19 protein-coding genes are annotated in these 18,906 nt (G+C 64.7%); 14 read left to right on the top strand and 5 right to left on the bottom strand.

What is annotated here, in order from left to right; all coding sequences use genetic code 11:
* Positions 1 to 110 precede the first annotated feature (110 nt).
* Positions 111 to 848, bottom strand: coding sequence for a FadR/GntR family transcriptional regulator (locus IPU70_RS29750; protein ID WP_207472723.1), 738 nt, complete (start codon positions 846 to 848; stop codon positions 111 to 113).
* A gap of 287 nt (positions 849 to 1,135) precedes the next feature.
* Here IPU70_RS29750 and IPU70_RS29745 point away from each other — a divergent pair, with 287 nt between their 5' ends.
* Complete coding sequence (locus IPU70_RS29745) at positions 1,136 to 2,623, top strand: glycosyltransferase family 39 protein (RefSeq protein WP_207472722.1); 1,488 nt, start codon at positions 1,136 to 1,138, stop codon at positions 2,621 to 2,623.
* Positions 2,624 to 2,629: 6 nt separating this feature from the next.
* On the opposite strand, the gene IPU70_RS29740 is transcribed toward IPU70_RS29745, so the two are convergent.
* Complete coding sequence (locus IPU70_RS29740; protein ID WP_041653252.1) at positions 2,630 to 2,896, bottom strand: hypothetical protein; 267 nt, start codon at positions 2,894 to 2,896, stop codon at positions 2,630 to 2,632.
* Positions 2,897 to 3,065: 169 nt separating this feature from the next.
* Here IPU70_RS29740 and hemN point away from each other — a divergent pair, with 169 nt between their 5' ends.
* Positions 3,066 to 4,496: an oxygen-independent coproporphyrinogen III oxidase gene (hemN, locus tag IPU70_RS29735; protein ID WP_207472721.1), complete on the top strand. Its 1,431-nt coding sequence runs from the start codon at positions 3,066 to 3,068 to the stop codon at positions 4,494 to 4,496.
* Between the two features lie 37 nt (positions 4,497 to 4,533).
* Here hemN and IPU70_RS29730 read toward each other — a convergent pair whose 3' ends face one another.
* Positions 4,534 to 5,274 carry a response regulator transcription factor gene (locus IPU70_RS29730; RefSeq protein WP_242702755.1) on the bottom strand — a complete coding sequence of 247 codons (741 nt, stop codon included), beginning with the start codon at positions 5,272 to 5,274 and terminating at the stop codon, positions 4,534 to 4,536.
* A gap of 595 nt (positions 5,275 to 5,869) precedes the next feature.
* Between IPU70_RS29730 and thrS the strand changes: the two genes are divergently transcribed.
* The 6 genes from thrS to ptsP all read left to right on the top strand — a co-directional run bounded on the left by thrS (position 5,870) and on the right by ptsP (position 12,135).
* Entirely contained in the window at positions 5,870 to 7,822 is a 1,953-nt protein-coding gene (gene thrS, locus IPU70_RS29725) for a threonine--tRNA ligase (RefSeq protein ID WP_207472720.1), read from the top strand.
* 20 nt (positions 7,823 to 7,842) lie between these two features.
* A complete protein-coding gene (gene infC, locus IPU70_RS29720; RefSeq protein WP_080551054.1) occupies positions 7,843 to 8,394 on the top strand; it encodes a translation initiation factor IF-3 in 552 nt (183 codons plus the stop codon).
* Positions 8,395 to 8,548: 154 nt separating this feature from the next.
* Positions 8,549 to 9,520 carry a glutathione synthase gene (gene gshB / locus IPU70_RS29715; RefSeq protein WP_207472719.1) on the top strand — a complete coding sequence of 324 codons (972 nt, stop codon included), beginning with the start codon at positions 8,549 to 8,551 and terminating at the stop codon, positions 9,518 to 9,520.
* A gap of 18 nt (positions 9,521 to 9,538) precedes the next feature.
* Complete coding sequence (locus IPU70_RS29710; RefSeq protein ID WP_013392912.1) at positions 9,539 to 9,940, top strand: PTS sugar transporter subunit IIA; 402 nt, start codon at positions 9,539 to 9,541, stop codon at positions 9,938 to 9,940.
* Positions 9,941 to 10,049: 109 nt separating this feature from the next.
* On the top strand, positions 10,050 to 10,319 hold the full coding sequence (locus tag IPU70_RS29705; RefSeq protein ID WP_013392913.1) for an HPr family phosphocarrier protein: 270 nt from the start codon (positions 10,050 to 10,052) through the stop codon (positions 10,317 to 10,319).
* Positions 10,320 to 10,425: 106 nt separating this feature from the next.
* Entirely contained in the window at positions 10,426 to 12,135 is a 1,710-nt protein-coding gene (gene ptsP / locus IPU70_RS29700; RefSeq protein WP_207472752.1) for a phosphoenolpyruvate--protein phosphotransferase, read from the top strand.
* Positions 12,136 to 12,239: 104 nt separating this feature from the next.
* On the opposite strand, the gene amt is transcribed toward ptsP, so the two are convergent.
* The gene (gene amt / locus IPU70_RS29695; protein WP_013392915.1) at positions 12,240 to 13,478 is read right to left on the bottom strand and encodes an ammonium transporter; all 1,239 of its coding nucleotides are present in this window, start codon (positions 13,476 to 13,478) and stop codon (positions 12,240 to 12,242) included.
* A 28-nt stretch (positions 13,479 to 13,506) separates the two neighbouring features.
* On the bottom strand, positions 13,507 to 13,845 hold the full coding sequence (locus IPU70_RS29690) for a P-II family nitrogen regulator (protein ID WP_006218735.1): 339 nt from the start codon (positions 13,843 to 13,845) through the stop codon (positions 13,507 to 13,509).
* Positions 13,846 to 14,386: 541 nt separating this feature from the next.
* On the opposite strand from IPU70_RS29690, the gene IPU70_RS29685 reads away from it, so the two are divergent.
* From IPU70_RS29685 to pheS, 6 genes are all read left to right on the top strand, one after another.
* Positions 14,387 to 14,797, top strand: coding sequence for a DUF5339 family protein (locus IPU70_RS29685; protein WP_207472718.1), 411 nt, complete (start codon positions 14,387 to 14,389; stop codon positions 14,795 to 14,797).
* 180 nt (positions 14,798 to 14,977) lie between these two features.
* Positions 14,978 to 15,229 (top strand): accessory factor UbiK family protein, encoded by a 252-nt coding sequence (locus IPU70_RS29680; RefSeq protein WP_013392917.1) that lies wholly within the window; start codon positions 14,978 to 14,980, stop codon positions 15,227 to 15,229.
* A gap of 183 nt (positions 15,230 to 15,412) precedes the next feature.
* Positions 15,413 to 16,942: a YifB family Mg chelatase-like AAA ATPase gene (locus IPU70_RS29675; RefSeq protein WP_207472717.1), complete on the top strand. Its 1,530-nt coding sequence runs from the start codon at positions 15,413 to 15,415 to the stop codon at positions 16,940 to 16,942.
* Positions 16,943 to 17,232: 290 nt separating this feature from the next.
* Complete coding sequence (rpmI, locus tag IPU70_RS29670) at positions 17,233 to 17,430, top strand: 50S ribosomal protein L35 (protein ID WP_006218740.1); 198 nt, start codon at positions 17,233 to 17,235, stop codon at positions 17,428 to 17,430.
* 17 nt (positions 17,431 to 17,447) lie between these two features.
* Positions 17,448 to 17,807 (top strand): 50S ribosomal protein L20, encoded by a 360-nt coding sequence (gene rplT / locus IPU70_RS29665; RefSeq protein ID WP_006218741.1) that lies wholly within the window; start codon positions 17,448 to 17,450, stop codon positions 17,805 to 17,807.
* 75 nt (positions 17,808 to 17,882) lie between these two features.
* Positions 17,883 to 18,905, top strand: coding sequence for a phenylalanine--tRNA ligase subunit alpha (gene pheS, locus IPU70_RS29660; RefSeq protein ID WP_013392919.1), 1,023 nt, complete (start codon positions 17,883 to 17,885; stop codon positions 18,903 to 18,905).
* Position 18,906: the final 1 nt, after the last annotated feature.

The raw sequence follows: 18,906 nt of genomic DNA, 5'->3' as shown, positions 1-18,906 counted from the left end.
AGGTGTCCGCGTCGCGGATGCCGTGCTCTGGCAAGCAAACCTCATGCCACCTGTGTTTTCAGGGGTACTACGGGTGGAGCCGCTACAACAATGCTTCGTATGGGTGCTCTTCAGCGTGCCGCGCACCATTGCGGCGCGCCGTTGTCGTCGCCAAAGTCCTCTCGCAGGCGCGCCAGGATGCCTAGCAGATGCGCATGCATGGCGTGCCGCGCGCGGATCGGGTCGCGCGCCTGAATGGCAATCAGGATGCGCTGATGCTCTGCATGGGCGATCGCCCAGACCTTGGTGTCGACGAAGTAATCCTCCATGCGGCTGTACACCGGGCTGGTCTGCGTCAATTCCCACAAATGAGCCACCGAGGCCGCGACCGCGGCGTTGCCGCAAGCCGCGGCGATGGCGTTGTGGAATTCGCGGTCGTGGCGGCCGGGCGAATTGCCTAGCGACATGCCCTCGTGAGCGTCGCGGATGGCGGCGATCTGGGCGGGTGACCCATGCTGCGCGGCCATGCCGGCGCATTCGGGTTCGATCAGCATGCGCGCTTCCAGCAGGTCGAAGGGGCCGATGCCGTCCTGTCCCGGCGCGGAGTAGCCCATGGCGGGCGTGGCCGCTTCCCGGGCGGCGGTGACGAAGACCCCGGTACCCACGCGCACCTCGACATAGCCCTCGATTTCCAGCGCGATCAGGGCCTCGCGGATCGACGCGCGGCTGACTTGCAGCTGTTCGGCCAGCTCTCGCTCAGAAGGCAGGCGGCCGCCGCGAGGGAATTCGCCGGCCCGGATCCGACCGGCGATCTGGTCGGCGATGACGCGGTACAGGCGGGTGACGGCAGCAGCTTGGAAGGTGTTCATCGGCGGGTCAGGCGGGAACTTGAGGCCAAGTGGTCAGGCCACTAAATATAGGCATCTCCTCTTTGAATAAGAAGGAGAATTTTGCATTTCAAGGGAAAACGATCACAGGGATTTCACCTCTTTCTAATAGGTGGTCAGGCCAGTTAGGAACGCCTTGCGCGCTTTACAGTTTCCCGACAAATCCCGAACAGAATCGCCGCTGTTGCGAGCAGGGGCCATCCCATACTCCGTCCCGCCCGATGAAAGGCATGAAGCAGCGCGCGGCGCCGGCAACAAGGGAGAGGGAAGTGAAGGAAGTTGCGGAGCGGACGTTCGGGTCCGAGGGCTGGCGGATCGGCGCGGGCATGGCGGTGTTCGCGCTGGCATGGCTGACGCTGCTGGACAGGGCGGCCCTTGCGCCTCCCACCGATAACATCGAGCAGCTCACCTGGGTGCGCAGCCTGGAATGGGGTTACTACAAGCATCCGCCGTTGCCGACCTGGCTGCTGTGGCCCGCGGTGCAATTGCTGGGCTGGTCGGCCTGGACGAGCTACATCGTCGGCGCGCTCTGCACCCTGGGCGCTTTCGCGCTGCTGTGGCGCTGGCTGCGGGACATGCGTGGCAGCGGCTACGCGCGGGCGGCGTTGCTGGCTGGCCTGTGCGTCACCTTCTACAACGGCCGCCTGCATTTCTACAACCACGAGATCGTGTTGATCCCGCTGGCGGTGGGCTGCGCCGCCGCATGCTGGAAGGCCTGGACCACGCGCCGGATCGGGTGGTGGATCGTGCTGGGCGTCTGCCTGGGCCTGGGAGCCTTGTCCAAGTACCAGAGCGCGGTGGCGGGCGCCGCCGTGCTGGTGTTCTGGTTGAGCCAACGCGGCTGGCGCGACCCCATGTATCGCTTCGGCCTGCAGGTGGCGGCGCTGACGGCGTTGGCGGTCTTTGCCCCTCATCTGTGCTGGCTGGCCTACAACGACTTCGAACCCCTGAATTACGCGATGGCCTCATCGCTGGCCGCGGGTCTGCCTTGGAGCAGCCGCGTGGCGGAGGTGGCGCAATGGTGGGGCGACCAGTTGCTGAACCGCGCGATGCCGGCTTGGATCCTGCTGGGTGTCTTGTGGTGGTTGTCACGCCGCGGCGCAGCCATGGCCAGCGTGGAGGCGGAGCCGCAGCCGGGCGATGCGGGCCGCGCTATTCTGCTGTCGTTCGGCTTCACGCCGCTTGCCTTCGTCAGCGTCATGACGCTTGCCAGCGGCTCGCACGTGCAATTGCACTGGGGCACGCCTTATCTGCTGTTCGTGGTGCCGGCGGCGATGGAACTGATGCGCGGCGGCGCTTGGGGGGGCGTGCGGCGGCGCGATGCCGTACTGGTCTTTGTGCTGGTCCAGGCGCTGTTGATGGCGCGGGTCGTGCTGAACTCGCCGGGCGTGGCAGGGCTGGCGCGCAAGGCGTCGGACTGGCGCTACTTCGACGCCCAGGCACTGGCCGATGCCCTGCATGAACCCGCCAAGGCCGCGCTGGGCGGGCCGGTCAGGTTGATATCGGGGCCGCCCGACGAAGCAGGGGCGCTGGCGCTACGCCTGCCGGAGCAGCCTTTGGTGTTGATAGACGGGCAACTCCGCTTCAGTCCCTGGGTGCCGAAGGACATGGCGAACGCATGCGGCGCGTTGGAACTTGAACTGAAGGCGCCCGGACCGGGGTTCGTCGCGGTCGGACGGAACTTTCCTGGCCTGTACTGGCGCGCGACGCCGCCCACCGCGCCTTGCGGCATGGCGGCAGGCGCGCCGCCTCGCTAGAGCAGGCTACTGCGCCTCGCCATCCGGCTCCGGCGTCTGCGTGAAGGCGCGCACCAGCCGCGCGATGCCGTCCAGCTCGTCTTGTGCGCCCACCACCCATTCCGCTTTCTCGAACGGACTGTCCGAGGGCGTGCTGTCCATGCCTGCTTTCAGGTCATTGAGCAGTTCCAGCGCCATGTCGGTGGCCTGGGGGCTGCTGCGGGTCGAGAGGGCGATGGCAATCGCCAGCGCCTGGCGCATGGCGAGCAGGCGGCCGTCCAGTTCAGTGTCCATGGTGGTTTTCCGTGTTGTGCATCTTTAACAAGGCCGCATTTTACGGGGGCTAGGCCGCGCGCGCGTTCCTCGGGTTGATGCGGGACGTGGGGATTGGTCCGGCGGGAAGATCGCCGGGGTTTGCGCAAGATCAAGCCGCATTGGCCGGCACAGGCGAATAATTCCAGGTATGCAAGCCGCCCTACGCCCATTACAGACTGAATCCCGCGAGCCCTCCGCCGCCAGCCCTTTGTTCCCGCCCCAATTGCTGGCGCGGCTGGACAAAAATGGCCCTCGCTACACCTCATACCCCACGGCGGACCGGTATCACGGCGGTTTCGGCGAACAGGATTACCGGCAGGCGTTGCAGCAGCGTCGCGCGGCGGCGCCTGCGGAACCTCTGTCGCTCTACGTGCACATCCCGTTCTGCGAGTCGGTCTGTTATTACTGCGCCTGTAACAAGGTGGTGACCCGCCATCACGGCCGCGCCGCCCGTTATCTGGACGCCCTGGCTGCCGAGATCGAGCTGCATGTGCGCGAGCTGGGCGAAGGCGTGCCCGTGTCGCAATTGCATTTCGGCGGCGGCACGCCGACCTTCCTGTCGGACGAGGAGCTGTCGGGCCTGATGGCGAATCTGCGCCGCGCGTTCCGATTCGAAACCGATGCGGAAATCTCTATCGAGGTGGACCCCCGCACCGCCACGCCCGAGCGCCTGGCCCACATGCGCGAACTGGGCTTCAACCGCCTGAGTTTCGGCGTGCAGGATTTCGATCCGCGGGTGCAGGCGGCGGTGCATCGCGTGCAATCATTCGAGGACGTGCGGGCGCTGATGCAGAGCGCGCGGGCGTTGGGCTATGTCTCGGTCAACATGGACCTCATCTACGGCCTGCCGCTGCAGACCACGGAGTCCTTTGCCCGTACCATCGCCCAGGTCATCGCGTTGCGGCCCGACCGCATCGCGCTCTATGCCTATGCGCATCTGCCGACCCGATTCAAGCCGCAACGCCGCATCAACGAGGCGGATCTGCCCGACCGGGAAACGCGGGTGGGGCTGCTCAGCGCCGCCATCGACGGTTTCCTGAAGCAGGGCTACGCCTACATCGGCATGGACCATTTCGCGCTGGAAGGCGATGCACTGGCGATCGCCAAACAGAAAGGGGAGTTGCACCGCAATTTCCAAGGCTACAGCACGCAACCAGACCGCGATCTGGTCGCCCTGGGCGTGTCGGCGATCGGCCGCATCGGCAACACCTACAGCCAGAACGCCAAGGTTCTGGACGAGTACTACGCGGCGATCGAAGCAGGGCGTTTCGCCGTCGAAAGAGGGATGACGCTGAGCGCGGACGACCTGGTGCGGCGCGAGATCATCATGGACATCATGTGCCAGGGCCGTGTGGACTTTGGCCGGATCGAGGCGCGCCACGGTTTGAGGTTCTCCGACAGCTTTGGTCAGGAACTGCAGCAGATGGCGAATCTGGCCGAGCTGGGCCTGGTCAACCTGCGTCCCGGCGAACTGCAGGTAACCGGCCTGGGCTGGTACTTCGTGCGGGCCGTCGCCATGGCGTTCGACGGCTACCTGCAGGCGCCAGGCACCGCGGCCAGTTACTCGCGGATCATCTGAGCCGAGGCCCCGGATGGGGCCTGACGCCGGGCGGCGTTCATTCGGCGAACTTCTCGCGCAGGTAGAGCGCCAGCGACAGATCGTCGGACAGCTGCAACTTGTGCATGGCCCGGCGCTTGTGGGTGCTGATGGTCTTCTTGCTGCGCATCAGCCGCGCTGAAATCTGCGTGACGGACAGGCCCTGGCTGATATGGCGCAGTATTTCAACTTCCGAAGTCGTCAAGGCCGCATGAGGGTGCGTCGGCTGCTGCGGGCGGATCTTGCCGTCCTGCACCGTGAGGAATTCCTCCCTGCCCGCCAGCACGCCCCGGATCATCTCCGGCAGCAGCACCATGCCGCATTCCTTGGCGAAGTAGCCGTTGGCGCCCGCGCGGTACGCGGCGTACTGGGTTTCCTGACGGCTGCCCGCCGAGAAGGTGATGAGGGCCATGGCGGGGTGATAGCGGCGCAGGCGCCGCAGGTAGTTCACGCCGTCCCAGGGTTCCAGAGGCAGGTAGAAATCGACGAGGGCGACTTCGCAGGGCGAGTGGGACAGCTTTTCCAGCAGGGAGCGCGCCGAGGTTTCGCGGTGGACCACCCGGAAGCCCGGGCGGCTCTCCAGGTAGGCGCCCACGCCCACGGCCACCACGGGGTGGTCGTCCAGGATGGCCACCTTGATAAGGGGCGGCGGCCGGGACAGGAGCAGGTGCCGGCGTGTACCCGGGCGGTCGCCGGTTTCGGCGGGCTCGGGGTTGAGGTGTGGGGGCGCTTTGAGAGTGAGCGCTGAGACAGGTTTCATCGATGCTCCACATGCAGGATGGGGGAACGCCGGCGGTCGATTGCGCAGGTCGCGGATAGTCCTGAATTTGCGAAGGCAGATTACGTTTTCGCATGCCCTGCGGGACATGAATCTCGCCAAAATCAGACTGTTGCACCATCTACCTGTCATATATGCGAGAAGCACGCCCGAAACATTCTGGATTTAGGCCGCGACGACGGATGAGGTTTCGGGTTATGGCGCAGCGGCGCGCAGGCGCAACCGACGGGGGCGGTCGGACGCGCTGTGGCGCTTTTGCCACGGAAAGGGCGCAAGTAGTGATACAATCGTGGACGATAAGCACAGCTTCTGTTGCGCAGTGCATTGTTTGCTGGTTTTGATCCATGCCGCTGCGGCGCGCACCAATAGGTCCAGACACCATGTTTTTCCCGCTGGCACGAACTACGACCCGGAACTTTCGCCCTATGTCGCGTTAAGTTTTCGTGCGTCGGGTTTCACCGTGTCAGGTCAGCGGTAGGACTCAGCAAGACAATCCAGGAAACGCGGCTCTCAGGCCGCGTTTTTCGTTTCCGTATTTTGTTTTTTAGTTCCCAGAACCCCCCAGGAAGCACTCCCGATGGTACAGATCACATTGCCCGATGGTTCGCAGCGCCAATATCCGGGGCCGGTAACGGTTGCCGAAGTGGCGCAATCGATCGGTACGGGCCTGGCGAAGGCCGCCTTGGGCGGCCGCGTGACGTTCGAGGGCTCGGAGTCCAAGCTGGTCGATACCAGCTTCCGCATCGAGGGCGACGCCCGTCTGGCCATCGTGACGGCCAAGGACGCCGATGGCCTGGACCTGATCCGCCACTCCACGGCGCACTTGCTGGCCTATGCCGTCAAGGAGCTGTTTCCGGACGCTCAAGTCACCATCGGTCCGGTGATCGACAACGGCTTTTACTACGATTTCTCATACAAGCGTCCGTTCACGCCGGAAGACCTGGCCGCCATCGAGAAGAAGATGGCTGAACTCGCCAAGAAGGACGAAGTCGTCACGCGCGAGGAATGGTCGCGCGACGACGCCGTCGAATTCTTCAAGGGCATCGGCGAAAAGTACAAGGCCGAGATCATCGCCTCGATTCCGTCGAACGAACCGCTCAGCCTGTACCGCGAAGGCGACTTCATCGACCTGTGCCGCGGCCCCCACGTGCCGTCCACGGGCAAACTGAAGGTCTTCAAGCTGATGAAGGTGGCCGGCGCCTACTGGCGCGGCGACAGCAAGAACGAGATGCTCCAGCGCATCTATGGCACCGCCTGGGCGACCAAGGAAGAGCAGGAAGCCTATCTGCACATGCTGGAAGAGGCCGAGCGCCGCGACCATCGCAAGATCGGCCGCGAACTGGACCTGTTCCATTTCCAGGACGAGGCTCCCGGGCTGATTTTCTGGCATCCCAAGGGCTGGGCGCTGTGGCAGCAGGTGGAGCAGTACATGCGCTCCGTCTACCGCGACAATGGCTACCAGGAAGTGAAGGCGCCGCAGATCCTGGACATTTCGCTCTGGAAGAAGACGGGCCACTGGGACAACTACCGTGAAAACATGTTCACGACAGAGTCCGAGAACCGCGTCTATGGCCTGAAGCCGATGAACTGCCCGGGCCACGTGCAGATCTTCAACGCCGGCCTGCATTCCTATCGCGAACTGCCGCTGCGCTACGGCGAATTCGGCCAGTGCCACCGCAACGAACCCTCGGGTTCGCTGCATGGCATGATGCGCGTGCGCGGCTTCACGCAAGACGACGGCCACATCTTCTGTACCGAAGAACAGCTGCAGGACGAGTGCGCCGACTTCACGGCGCTGCTGCAAAAGGTATATCGCGATTTCGGCTTCACCGAGGTGCTGTACAAGGTCGCCACGCGTCCTGAAAAGCGTATCGGCTCGGACGAAGTCTGGGATACGGCCGAAGCCGCCCTGATGGAAAGCCTGCGTCGCACCGGCTGCGAGTTCGAGGTTTCGCCGGGCGAGGGTGCCTTTTACGGTCCCAAGGTGGAATACACCCTGAAGGACGCCATCGGCCGCCACTGGCAGTGCGGCACGATCCAGGTCGACTTCTCCATGCCCGTGCGCCTCGGCGCCGAGTACGTGGACCAGAACGACCAGCGCCGCCCGCCGGTCATGCTGCACCGTGCGATTCTCGGTTCGCTGGAGCGTTTTATCGGCATGCTGATCGAAAACCACGCCGGCGCGATGCCTCCCTGGCTGGCTCCGGTGCAGGCTGTCGTATGCTGCATTTCCGAACCTTCGGCCGATTATGCGGCTGAAATCACGCAAAGCCTGAAAAAACAAGGCTTTAGAGTAGAGTCCGATTTGCGCGGTGAAAAAATCACTCGTAAAATTCGGGAGCACAGCCTGCAAAAGGTGCCGTACATCCTCGTCGTCGGCGACAAGGAAAAACAAAACGGCACCGTAGCCGTACGCGGACTGGGCGGACTGGACCTCGGGGCCATCGCATACGACGAATTCGTCGCGCGCTTGTCCGAGGACGTGTCCACCCGTCGCGACGTCAACCAACCTGGTAGCAGCGCTGCTTAACATTTCTAGGAGCTTTCAACATCGCCACTGAAAAAGCCAATCGCATCAACGGTGAAATCCGCGTCCCCGAGGTGCGCCTGATAGGTCTGGACGGAGAACAGCTGGGCATCGTCAAGATCGCCGACGCGTTCCGTCTTTCCGAGCAAAGCGACGTGGATCTGGTGGAAATCGCGCCGAACGCCGAGCCGCCGGTCTGCCGTTTGATGGACTACGGCAAATTCAAGTACCAAGAGCAGAAGCGCCAAGCCGAAGCTCGTTCCAAGCAGAAGGTCATCCAGGTCAAGGAAGTCAAATTCCGTCCGGCCACCGACGAGGGCGACTACCAGGTCAAGCTGCGCAATCTGCGCCGCTTCCTCGAAGAAGGCGACAAGGCCAAGGTGACGCTGCGTTTCCGTGGCCGTGAAATGGCCCACCAGGAACTCGGTATGCGGGTGCTTGAACGTGTGCGCGACGATCTGCTGGAACTTGCCCAGGTCGAAGCCATGCCGAAGCTCGAAGGCCGTCAGATGGTCATGGTGCTGGCGCCGAAGAAAAAGGCCGTGCCCGCGGGCAAGCCTGAATCGGCTGCCTGAGCTCCTGCCGTAGCCTCTCCAGGGAGGCTACGCCGCTTTTGCAGCCCGCCGTCTGCTGTTGCGCCGGCGGGTTCGCTAATTGGGCGGCTCTGCGCTACGATGTCATAAAGCCGCCTTCCCGCGAGGGAAGGCGGCGTCCGTTCAGGGTGTCGCGATGCATGTATTGTTCGTTTTGGATCCCTTGCCGCTGCTTAAGGCGTACAAGGACAGCTCTGTCGCCATGATGCGTGCCCTGGTGGCGCGCGGCCATACGCTCAGCGTGGCCATGCAGGGCGATCTCTATATCGAGGCGGGCACGGTCAAGACCGCGGCTACCCCCATCGAACTGGTTGCGGACGCCGATCTGCATGGCCATGACTGGTGGCGCGAATCTTCCGCCCAGGATCTGCCGCTGGCGGAATTCGGCGCGGTGGTCATGCGCAAGGACCCGCCGTTCGACATGGAATACGTGTATTCCACGCATCTGCTGGAATACGCCGAGGCGCAGGGCGCCCGCGTGTTCAACACTGGTGCCGCGATCCGCAACCATCCCGAAAAGCTGGCCATCACCGAAATCAGCGAGTTCACCGCGCCCACGTTGGTGACCCGCAGCATGGCCCGCCTGAAGGCGTTCCACGACGAGCATCACGATGTCATCGTCAAGCCGCTGGACGGCATGGGCGGCACCGGCGTGTTCCGGCTGCAGCCCAAGGATCCCAACCTCAACGCCATCCTGGAAACGCTGACGGACAATGGTGCGCGCACCATCATGGCGCAGCGCTACATTCCCGACATCGTCAAGGGCGACAAGCGCATCCTGCTGATCGGCGGCGTGCCGGTGCCGTATTCCCTGGCCCGTATTCCACTGGCTGGCGAAACCCGCGGCAACCTGGCGGCCGGTGGCCGCGGCGTGGCGCAGGAACTCTCCCCGCGCGACCGCGAGATCGCCGAGGCCGTGGCTCCCAAGCTCGCCGCCCGCGGCCTGCTGCTGGTCGGCCTGGACGTCATTGGCGATTACGTCACTGAAGTCAACGTCACCAGCCCCACCTGTTTCGTGGAAATCGCGGAGCAAACCGGTTTCGATGTCGCGGGCATGTTCGTCCAGGCGCTGGAAAAGGCCGTGGCGACCCCTGCCGCGGCAGCTTGACCCGCCGGGATTCCTGTCATGACCACAGGTATAGTCATCGTCGTGCACGCGCCCCTGGGCGCGGCGATACGCGATTGCGCCAGCCACGTCATGGGCAACCTGGACGGCATGCTGGCCATACACGACATCCAGCCTGAAGACCGCCCGGACGACCTGGCGCCGGAAGTCCTCAAGGACATTCTGGAGCAGGAGCACGGTGCGGGCGTGCTGGTGCTGACCGACCTGATCGGCGCCACGCCTGCCAATATTGCCAAGCGCGCCGTCTCCGATGCCCAGGCTCAGGGCATCCAATGCTGCGTGCTGGCCGGTTTGAACACGCCGATGCTGCTGCGGGCCCTGACCTATCGCAATCTGCCCTTGGCCGAAACCCGCGAGAAGGCGCTGGCTGGGGGGCTTCAAGGTGTCTTGCGTGTAGACTGACGGGCGGAAATTTGCCCTATTATGTCGGCTATCGATTCTGGCCGAAGGGCGGTTCGACGTTTTGCTGTGAACAACACTGCGGCGTCATGCCGCAGCCACCATATTTCCTATGCCTAATACAGACATCGTCATCAGCAATAAACTGGGCTTGCATGCCCGGGCGGCTGCCAAGCTGACGCAGCTGGCCAGCAAGTTTTCCAGCGAGATCTTCATCTCGCGCGGCGCGCAGCGCGTGAACGCCAAGAGCATCATGGGCGTCATGATGCTGGCGGCCGGGCTGGGCGTGACGGTTAAGCTGGAGGCCTCCGGCAACGACGCCGATCAGGCCCTTTCTGAAATTCAATCATTGTTCGACAGCAAATTCGGTGAGCAGGAATAGAATTTCTTCCGAATCCGCCGGCCTGAGCGCTGCTCGGGCCGGCTCGTCTACGACCCTCAATGATGCGCCCAACAACGGGGCTGGCTTTGCCAGCCCCGTTGTGTGTCTGTACGGCAAAGGCGTCGCCAAGGGATATGCCATCGGCCGCGCGGTCGTCATGGGAGCGGCGGCGCTTGAAGTCGCGCACTACCGCATCTCGCCCGAGGACGTGCCTGCCGAAAGCAGCCGGCTCACCGATGCGCTGGCTTCGGCGCAGCAGGAACTGCTGCAGCTGGCCGACACCTTGCCGGCCGATGCGCCGCGCGAGCTCGGCGCCATGCTCAATGTGCACAGCCTGCTGCTGGGCGATCCGCTGCTGGCCGAACAGACCCTGGCGCTGATCGCCGAACGTCACTACAACGCCGAATGGGCGTTGACGACGCAGGGGCAGATCCTGGGCCAGCAGTTCGACGCCATGGAAGACGAGTACCTGCGCGAGCGCGGGGCCGACGTGCGCCAGGTCATCGAACGGGTGCTGCATGTGCTGGCCGGCACCTCGGCCATCCTGCCCGACATGTCCCACATGGGCGGCGACGATGCGCTGGTGGTGGTGGCTCACGACATTTCGCCCGCCGACATGCTGCGTCTGCGCGGCGGCCGGTTCGCCGCCTTCGTGACGGACTTGGGCGGCCCCACTTCGCATACCGCCATCGTGGCGCGCAGCATGGCCGTGCCCGCCGTGGTGGCCATGGGCAATGTGCGCGAGCTGGTCCGCGACGGCGACATGCTGATCATCGACGGCGCGGCCGGCGCGGTGATCGTCAACCCGTCCAACCGCATCCTCGAGGAGTACCGGCGCCGCCAATCGGCCTATGCCGACGAGCGCGCCGAGTTGAGCCTGCTGCGCGACGAGCCCTCGGTGACGCTGGACGGCATCGACGTGGTGCTGCACGCCAACATCGAGCTGCCGGAGGAAGCCGCGCTGGCGCTGGCGTCCGGCGCGCATGGCATCGGCTTGTTCCGCAGCGAGTTCCTCTTCATGGGGCGTCCGGACCTGCCGGGCGAGGAAGAGCAGTACGAAGCCTACTCGTCGGTGGTCAGGGTGATGGCCGGCCGGCCCGTCACCATCCGCACGCTGGACATAGGCTCGGACAAGACGCTGGACGGCGAGGCCACCGTGGCCACCAATCCGGCGCTGGGGCAGCGCGCCATCCGCTATTGCCTGGCGCGCCCGGAGATGTTCGCGACGCAGTTGCGCGCCATCCTGCGGGCGTCGGCCCACGGGCCGGTACGCCTGCTGATTCCCATGATCGCCCATATGCACGAAGTGGTGGCGACCAAGGCGGCCATCGAATCCGCGCGGCGCGAGCTGGACGCTCGCGGCCAGGCCTATGCGCCCCAGATGGAAGTAGGCGCGATGGTCGAGGTCCCCGCCATTGCCATCGCCATCGAACCCTTCGCGCAGGCGCTGGATTTCCTGTCCATCGGCACCAATGACCTGATCCAGTACACGCTGGCGATCGATCGCGGCGACCACGACGTGGCGTCCCTGTACGATCCGCTGCATCCGGCGGTGCTGCGGCTGGTCGCGCACACCATCAACGCCGGCGAGCGGGCCGGCAAGCCCGTCGCCGTGTGCGGCGAGATGGCGGGGGATTCGCGCATGACCCGGCTGTTGCTGGGCCTGGGCCTGACCGAATTCTCCATGCATCCGCAGCAACTGCTGGACGTCAAGCGCGAGGTCCGGCGCGCGCACTCCAACGCCTTGCGGGTGAAGGTGGCCAGCGCCTTGAACCGTGCCTTGCCGGTGGACCTGGATACGCTGGACCTGGCCTGAGGCGGTTCGCCGCTGCATGAAAAATGGCGCGGGGGCTTGGTGCCCCGGCGCCATTTTTTCGTCCCTGCCCGCCGCTGTCGTCCGGCGGGCAGGGAGACTCTCGTCTAGCTGTGGTAGGCCGATTCGCCGTGGCTGGTGACGTCCAGGCCTTCGCGCTCCTGGTCTTCCGGCACCCGCATGCCGCACAGGGCGTTGGCGATCTTGTAGGCGATCCATGCCACCACGCCAGACCAGACAATGGTCAGCAGCACGCCTTCCAGCTGGACCCACAGTTGGTGGCCGATCATGCCGGGCTCGGCCAAGCCGGGGCCGCCCAGGATCTGCGCATTGAACACGCCCGTCAGCAGGGCGCCGACGATGCCGCCCACGCCGTGCACGCCGAACACGTCCAACGCGTCATCGGCGCGCAGCAGGCGCTTGAGGCCATTCACGCCCCAGACGCAGACGATGCCGGCGATGACGCCGATGACCAGCGCGCCCACCGGGCCCACCAGGCCCGCGGCCGGGGTGATGCCGACCAGGCCGGCGACGGCGCCCGAAGCGGCGCCCAGCATGGAGGGCTTGCCCTTGACCGCCCATTCGGTGAACAGCCAGGACAGCACGGCGCCCGCGGTCGCAATCATCGTGTTGAAAAAGGCCAGCGTGGCGTTTTCGTTGGCAGCCAAGGCCGAGCCGGCGTTGAACCCGAACCAGCCCACCCACAGCAACGCCGCGCCCACGAAAGTCATCGGCAGGTTGTGCGGCTGCATGGCTTCGCGGCCATAGCCCACGCGCTTGCCCACCACATAGGCGCCCACCAGGCCGGCCACGCCGGCGTTGATGTGCACCACGGTGCCGCCGGCGAAGTCCAGCGCGCCCTTGGCGTTGAGCAGGCCCGGCGCCGTTTCGGACGCGAACCAGACCATGTGGGCGATCGGCACGTACGCGAACGTGAACCAGATCACCGTGAACACCAGCACGGCCGAGAAGCGGGCGCGTTCGGCGAAGCTGCCGACGATCAGTGCGCAGGTAATGCCGGCGAAGGTGGCCTGGAACGAGGCAAACAGCAGTTCGGTCAACGAGTTCGACATGGCGTATTTGCCGTCGGACGGGGTGAACATGCCGGAGAAGAAGGCGCGCGAGAGGCCGCCGAAGAAGGCGTTGCCCTCGGTGAAAGCGAGGGAATATCCGTAGATGAACCAGAGCACCAGGCCCAGCACGAACGTGCACAGCACTTGCAGCAACACAGACAGCACGTTCTTGCTGCGCACCAGGCCGCCATAGAACATCGCCAGACCAGGTACGGCCATCATCAATACAAGCAGGGTAGAGACGAGCAACCAGGAGATATCCGCTTTATCCATTTTCAGGCTCCATTGAGTCTTTATTTATTTACAGCGCAGCTTCGCCGGCTTCACCCGTCCTGATGCGGATCACTTGTTCCAGCGGCGCGGCGAAGATCTTGCCGTCGCCGATCTTGCCGGTGCGGGCGGCCTGTTCGATCGCTTCAATGACCTGATCGACCAGGTGGTCGGGCACCGCGGCCTCGACTCGCAGCTTGGGCAGGAAATCGACGGCGTACTCGGCGCCGCGATACAGCTCGGTATGGCCTTTCTGGCGGCCAAATCCCTTTACTTCGGTGACGGTCAGGCCCTGGACGCCGATCCCGGATAGAGCCACCCGCACTTCGTCGAGCTTGAAGGGCTTGATGATGGCGATGATGAGTTTCATGGCATTTCCTCTCATGGTTGCACGTTGGCTTCGTCTATCAAGCAAATTCCATGCCATGTTGGGTATCGCCACGCAGAGGAGGTCGGGGCGCCCAAGTTGTGCTTGGGCGCACCAATTTGGTGCTTTGCGCACCGAGAGGCGGCTTCAAGTTGGTGCGCGGCGCCAGTCCTTGGGGCAAGCAACCAAATATGTTTTCAGGCCGATATTTGTAGCAAATTGATGCTCAATTTATTGCGTTTTATGTTGGCATATAAGCTATTCCATCTGCTCTTGGAAGGACTGGTCGTTCCTCGCTGAGCCATGCAGGGCGGGCTTCTGGCTCAAATTGCAGAGAGCCAGGGCTGACGCAGGAAGGTGCTCGAATCGGTGGAGTGGAAGCCGGCGCGTGATACGAGGGTTTACACCCGCCAGCTTGTTGTCGAGGGGCGGCTGCAGAAGAATCAATACCAGTTCAAGCCTGTCCCCGAACAGGCTGGGCCGCAGGCGGAGTTCTGGTGTCGAAGGAACTCCCACAAGAAAGCAGGAACGGGAAGGGGTAGTCATGAAGATCCACCGCAAGGCTTTCTACACTCTGGTCCTGGCCGCGTCGCTTGCCGCGCTGGCCGGCTGCAACAAGGAAGAAAAGGCCGCCGCGCCGGCCGCTTCCGCTCCCGCGCCTGCTGCTACGACTCCTGCGGCGCCGCCTCCACCCGCGACCACACCTTCCACGGCTGCCCCCGCGGCGGGCGCTGCGGCGTCCATTCCGGCCGAGTGCGAGGCTTACATCGCCAAGGTCAACGCCTGCATGGACAAACTGGGCAGCGGCAATCCGGCTGCCGCCGCGATCAAGGAACAGCTGGACGCGGCCAGGGCGCAATGGGGCGCGGTCAGCGACAAGACGCAGTTGGCGACGCAATGCAAACAGTCGTCGGATACGTTCACTCAGTCGGCAAGCCAGATGGGTTGCCCGTAACGATGTTGGTAGGGGGTTGCCGCCATGGCAGCCCGGTTTTCTCCTGTGCTTTGAAGGGCGGTCACCGCATGCGGCCCGCCCTCTTTTTTTGGATGGAGGCGGCCCTTTTTTTGGCTGCCGGCCCGGAAACCGCGCGCCGACGCACTACACTTGAGGCATCAAGAACATAGTGAGGCCGTCATGAACAATCGCACCCAGTGGATGGAAGACATCCAGAAGAACATCTCCGACCTGATCGCCCGCAGTCCGGCCGCGGATGTGGAGCGCAACGTGCGCGCGATGATGACGCAGGCGTTCTCCAAGCTGGATCTCGTCACGCGCGAGGAATTCGACGTCCAGTCCGATCTGCTGGCGCGCACCCGCGCCCGGGTGGATCAATTGGCTGCGCAGGTGCAGCAGCTGGAGTCGCGCCTGTCCGCGCTGGACAAGTAAGCCTGCGCCGGCCGCGCAGCGGCCGGCCCGGATATTGCCCACGAACGGCCGCGATTCCGCGGCCGTTTGCATTTTGGGCGTGGGCTTGAGGCAGGCTGGCAGGATGCTTTTGTCACGGCCGCCGCCGCGGCGGCCTCGCGTTTGCGGATACTGGCGGACCCTAGCTCTTACTCGGAGATCGTCTTGACGCTAGCCGTACTTGCCAGCCGCGCCTTGTGTGGCCTGGACGCCCATGCGGTGCGGGTGGAAACGCATCTGGGTCCGGGCCTGCCCAGCTTCAATGTGGTCGGCCTGCCGGACACCGAGGTGCGCGAAAGCCGCGAGCGCGTGCGCGCGGCCATCCTGAACAGCGGTTTCGAATTCCCGCCGGGCAGGATCACCGTCAATCTTTCGCCCGCCGACATCCCCAAGGAGTCAGGCCGTTTCGATTTGCCCATCGCCCTGGGCCTGTTGCTGGCCTCTGGCCAGTTGGCCGCGCCGGTCGATGCCCGCGATGCGGAATCGCCGGTCCAGGATCCGGCCCTGGCCGACCTGGTGCTGGCCGGGGAGCTGTCCCTGACCGGCGCGCTGGTGCCTGTCGCGGCGCCGCTGGTCATCGCGCTGAGTGTTGCCCGGGAGGCTCCCGGCGCCACGCTTATCCTGCCTGCAGGCAGCGCCGAGGAGGCCGCCTGGGTGCCAGGCTTGCGAGTGCTGTCGGCTCGCACCCTGGCCCACGTGGCTGCGCACGCGACCGGCGCCTGCCTGTTGCCCGATGCCATGCCCAGGCCCTGGCCGGCCGCCGCGCCGGGACCGTGCCTGTCGGACGTGCGCGGGCAGCCGGGCGCGCGGCGGGCCTTGGAGGTGGCTGCGGCGGGCGGCCATAGCCTCTTGATGATAGGGCCGCCGGGGGCGGGCAAGAGCATGCTGGCTGCGCGCTTGCCGGGCCTGCTGCCGCCGCTGGCGCGCAGCCAGGCGCTGGAAGTGGCTGCGGTGGCCGCGCTGGCAGGCTTGTCCGACGCGCCGGCGGGGCAGCCGCCGTTCCGGGCGCCGCACCATTCCGCCACGGCGGCGGCCCTGGTGGGCGGGGGCAGCCGTCCCCGTCCGGGAGAGATCAGCCTGGCGCATCATGGCGTGCTGTTCCTGGATGAGTTGCCGGAATTCAGCCGGCGCACGCTGGAGGCCCTGCGCGAACCGCTGGAGACGGGCAGGGTGGTCATCGCGCGCGCTCTGCGGGCGGCGCAATTTCCTGCCCGCTTCCAGCTGGTGGCGGCCATGAACCCGTGCCCCTGCGGCTGGCGCGGGCATCCCGGGCGCGCCTGCGCCTGCACGCCGGACCAGGTGACGCGTTACGCGGGCAAGATATCGGGGCCCTTGCTGGACCGCATCGATCTGCATGTGGCTCTACCGCCATCCGACCCCGAATGGATGGGCAAACCGCCGGGAGAGGCGTCCGATCCGGTCCGGGAGCGCGTGGCGCGCTGCCGCGAGCGCCAGTCTGCCCGCCAAGGCAAGCCCAATGCGGCGTTGGCGGGGGCGGAACTGGACGAGCATTGTCGTCTGGACCAAGAGGCTCAGGCCTTGCTGCTGCAGGCCATGCGCCGTCTGGCCGGTTCGGCCCGGGCCATGCACCGCGCGCTGCGGGTGGCGCGCACGGTCGCCGACCTGGAAGGGGAGGACGCCCTCGGCGCGCGCCATATCGCCCAGGCGGTGCAGTACCGGCGGCCGGGCGTATGATTGCCGGCACCTATCCCATGTGGGTCAGGCGCACGCCATGCCGGGCGACTCGACAAAATACGGGAAATCACCATATAATCAAAGGCTTTCCCGGATCTGGATCAGATTTGATCCGCCGAGGGAAGAAGCCGCCGGGCAGGAATGCTGGCGGGAAGTACCCAAGAAGTACCCCCCAGAAGTGGCAACAGGTCCCCAAGTTTTGCCGCCATGAAAGGCTACATCGGCCCTTCATGCGTCAAGCACCTGGCGTCATGTAAATCAACAATGAGTGTTTAGTTTAGGGAATCAACATGCCCAAGATGAAAACCAAGAAAAGCGCCTCCAAGCGCTTTAAGGTTCGCGGCAGCGGCTCCATCAAGCGTGGTCAGGCGTTCAAGCGTCACATCCTGACCAAGAAGACCACCAAGGCCAAGCGTCAACTGCGCGGCTCGACGGCGGTTCATGAATCCAACGTGGCCTCCGTCAAGGCCATGATGCCTTTCGCTTGATCTAAGGGAGATCTACTATGCCTCGCGTCAAACGCGGCGTAACTGCCCGCGCACGTCACAAGAAAGTCATTGCCGCCGCCAAGGGTTACCGTGGCCGCCGCGGTAATGTGTTCCGTATTGCCAAGCAAGCAGTCATGCGCGCTGGCCAATACGCCTACCGCGACCGTCGTAACAAGAAGCGCACGTTCCGTGCTCTGTGGATCACGCGTATCAACGCCGCCGTCCGCGAACATGGCGTCAGCTACAGCGTGTTCATCGCTGGCCTGAAGAAGGCTTCGATCGAACTCGACCGCAAGGTTCTGGCCGACCTGGCCGTGCGCGACAAGGCCGGCTTTGCCGCCATCGTGCAGCAAGCCAAGGCTGCCTTGGCTGCCTGATCGCGCTTTAACTCATCGCGCATCGCTGCAAACGGGGCTGTAATGGCCCCGTTTGCGTTTTGAAGGCTGGATTTCATGACTCAAACGGTTGACGACCTGGTCTCCCAGGCGCAAGAACGCTTCGCCGCCGCCACGGATGCTGCTGCGCTGGAAAATGCAAAGGCTCGGTTCCTGGGCAAGGAAGGCGCACTGACGGTGCTGCTCAAAGCCCTAGGCAAGCTCGAACCCGAGCAGAAGCGCGAGATGGGTGCCCGGATCAATCAGGCCAAGCAAAAGGTCGAAGAGCTTCTGAACCTGCGCCGCGCCGCGCTGGCACAGGCCGAACTGGACGCCCGCCTGGCATCCGAAACCATTGACGTCACCCTCCCGGGCCGCGGCCGCGCGCCGGGCGGCATCCATCCGGTGATCCGGACCTGGGAACGCGTGGAAGAGATCTTCCGTTCCATAGGCTTCGACGTGGCCGACGGCCCCGAAGTGGAAAACGACTGGACCAATTTCACCGCTTTGAACAGCCCGCTGGACCATCCCGCGCGTTCCATGCACGACACGTTCTACGTCGACATGAACGACGCCGACGGTCAGCCGCTGTTGCTGCGCACGCACACCAGCCCCATGCAGGTGCGCTACGCGCGCATGCACAAGCCGCCCATCAAGGTCATCGCGCCTGGGCGCACCTACCGCGTCGACAGCGACGCCACGCACTCGCCCATGTTCCACCAAGTGGAAGGGCTCTGGATCGCCGAGGACATCTCGTTCGCCGACCTGAAGGGCGTGTACACCGATTTCCTGCGCTGCTTCTTTGAAACCGACGACCTGGCCGTGCGCTTCCGCCCGTCGTTCTTCCCGTTCACGGAACCGTCCGCCGAAATCGACATGATGTTCACCTCGGGTCCGAACCGCGGCCGCTGGCTGGAGATCTCCGGCTCGGGCCAGGTGCACCCGCAAGTGGTGCGCAACTTCGGCCTTGATCCCGAGCGCTACATCGGCTTCGCCTTCGGTTCCGGGCTCGAGCGCCTGACCATGTTGCGCTACGGCGTCAACGATCTGCGCCAGTTCTACGAAGGCGATTTGCGCTTCCTGCGCCAGTTCAACGAATAAC

The organism is Achromobacter sp. SD115, assembly GCF_017355315.1.
GTDB classification, from domain to species: domain Bacteria; phylum Pseudomonadota; class Gammaproteobacteria; order Burkholderiales; family Burkholderiaceae_B; genus Achromobacter; species Achromobacter xylosoxidans_B.
Note: the sequence above shows the minus strand (reverse complement) of the source record. Positions and strands in the feature narration are given on the sequence as shown.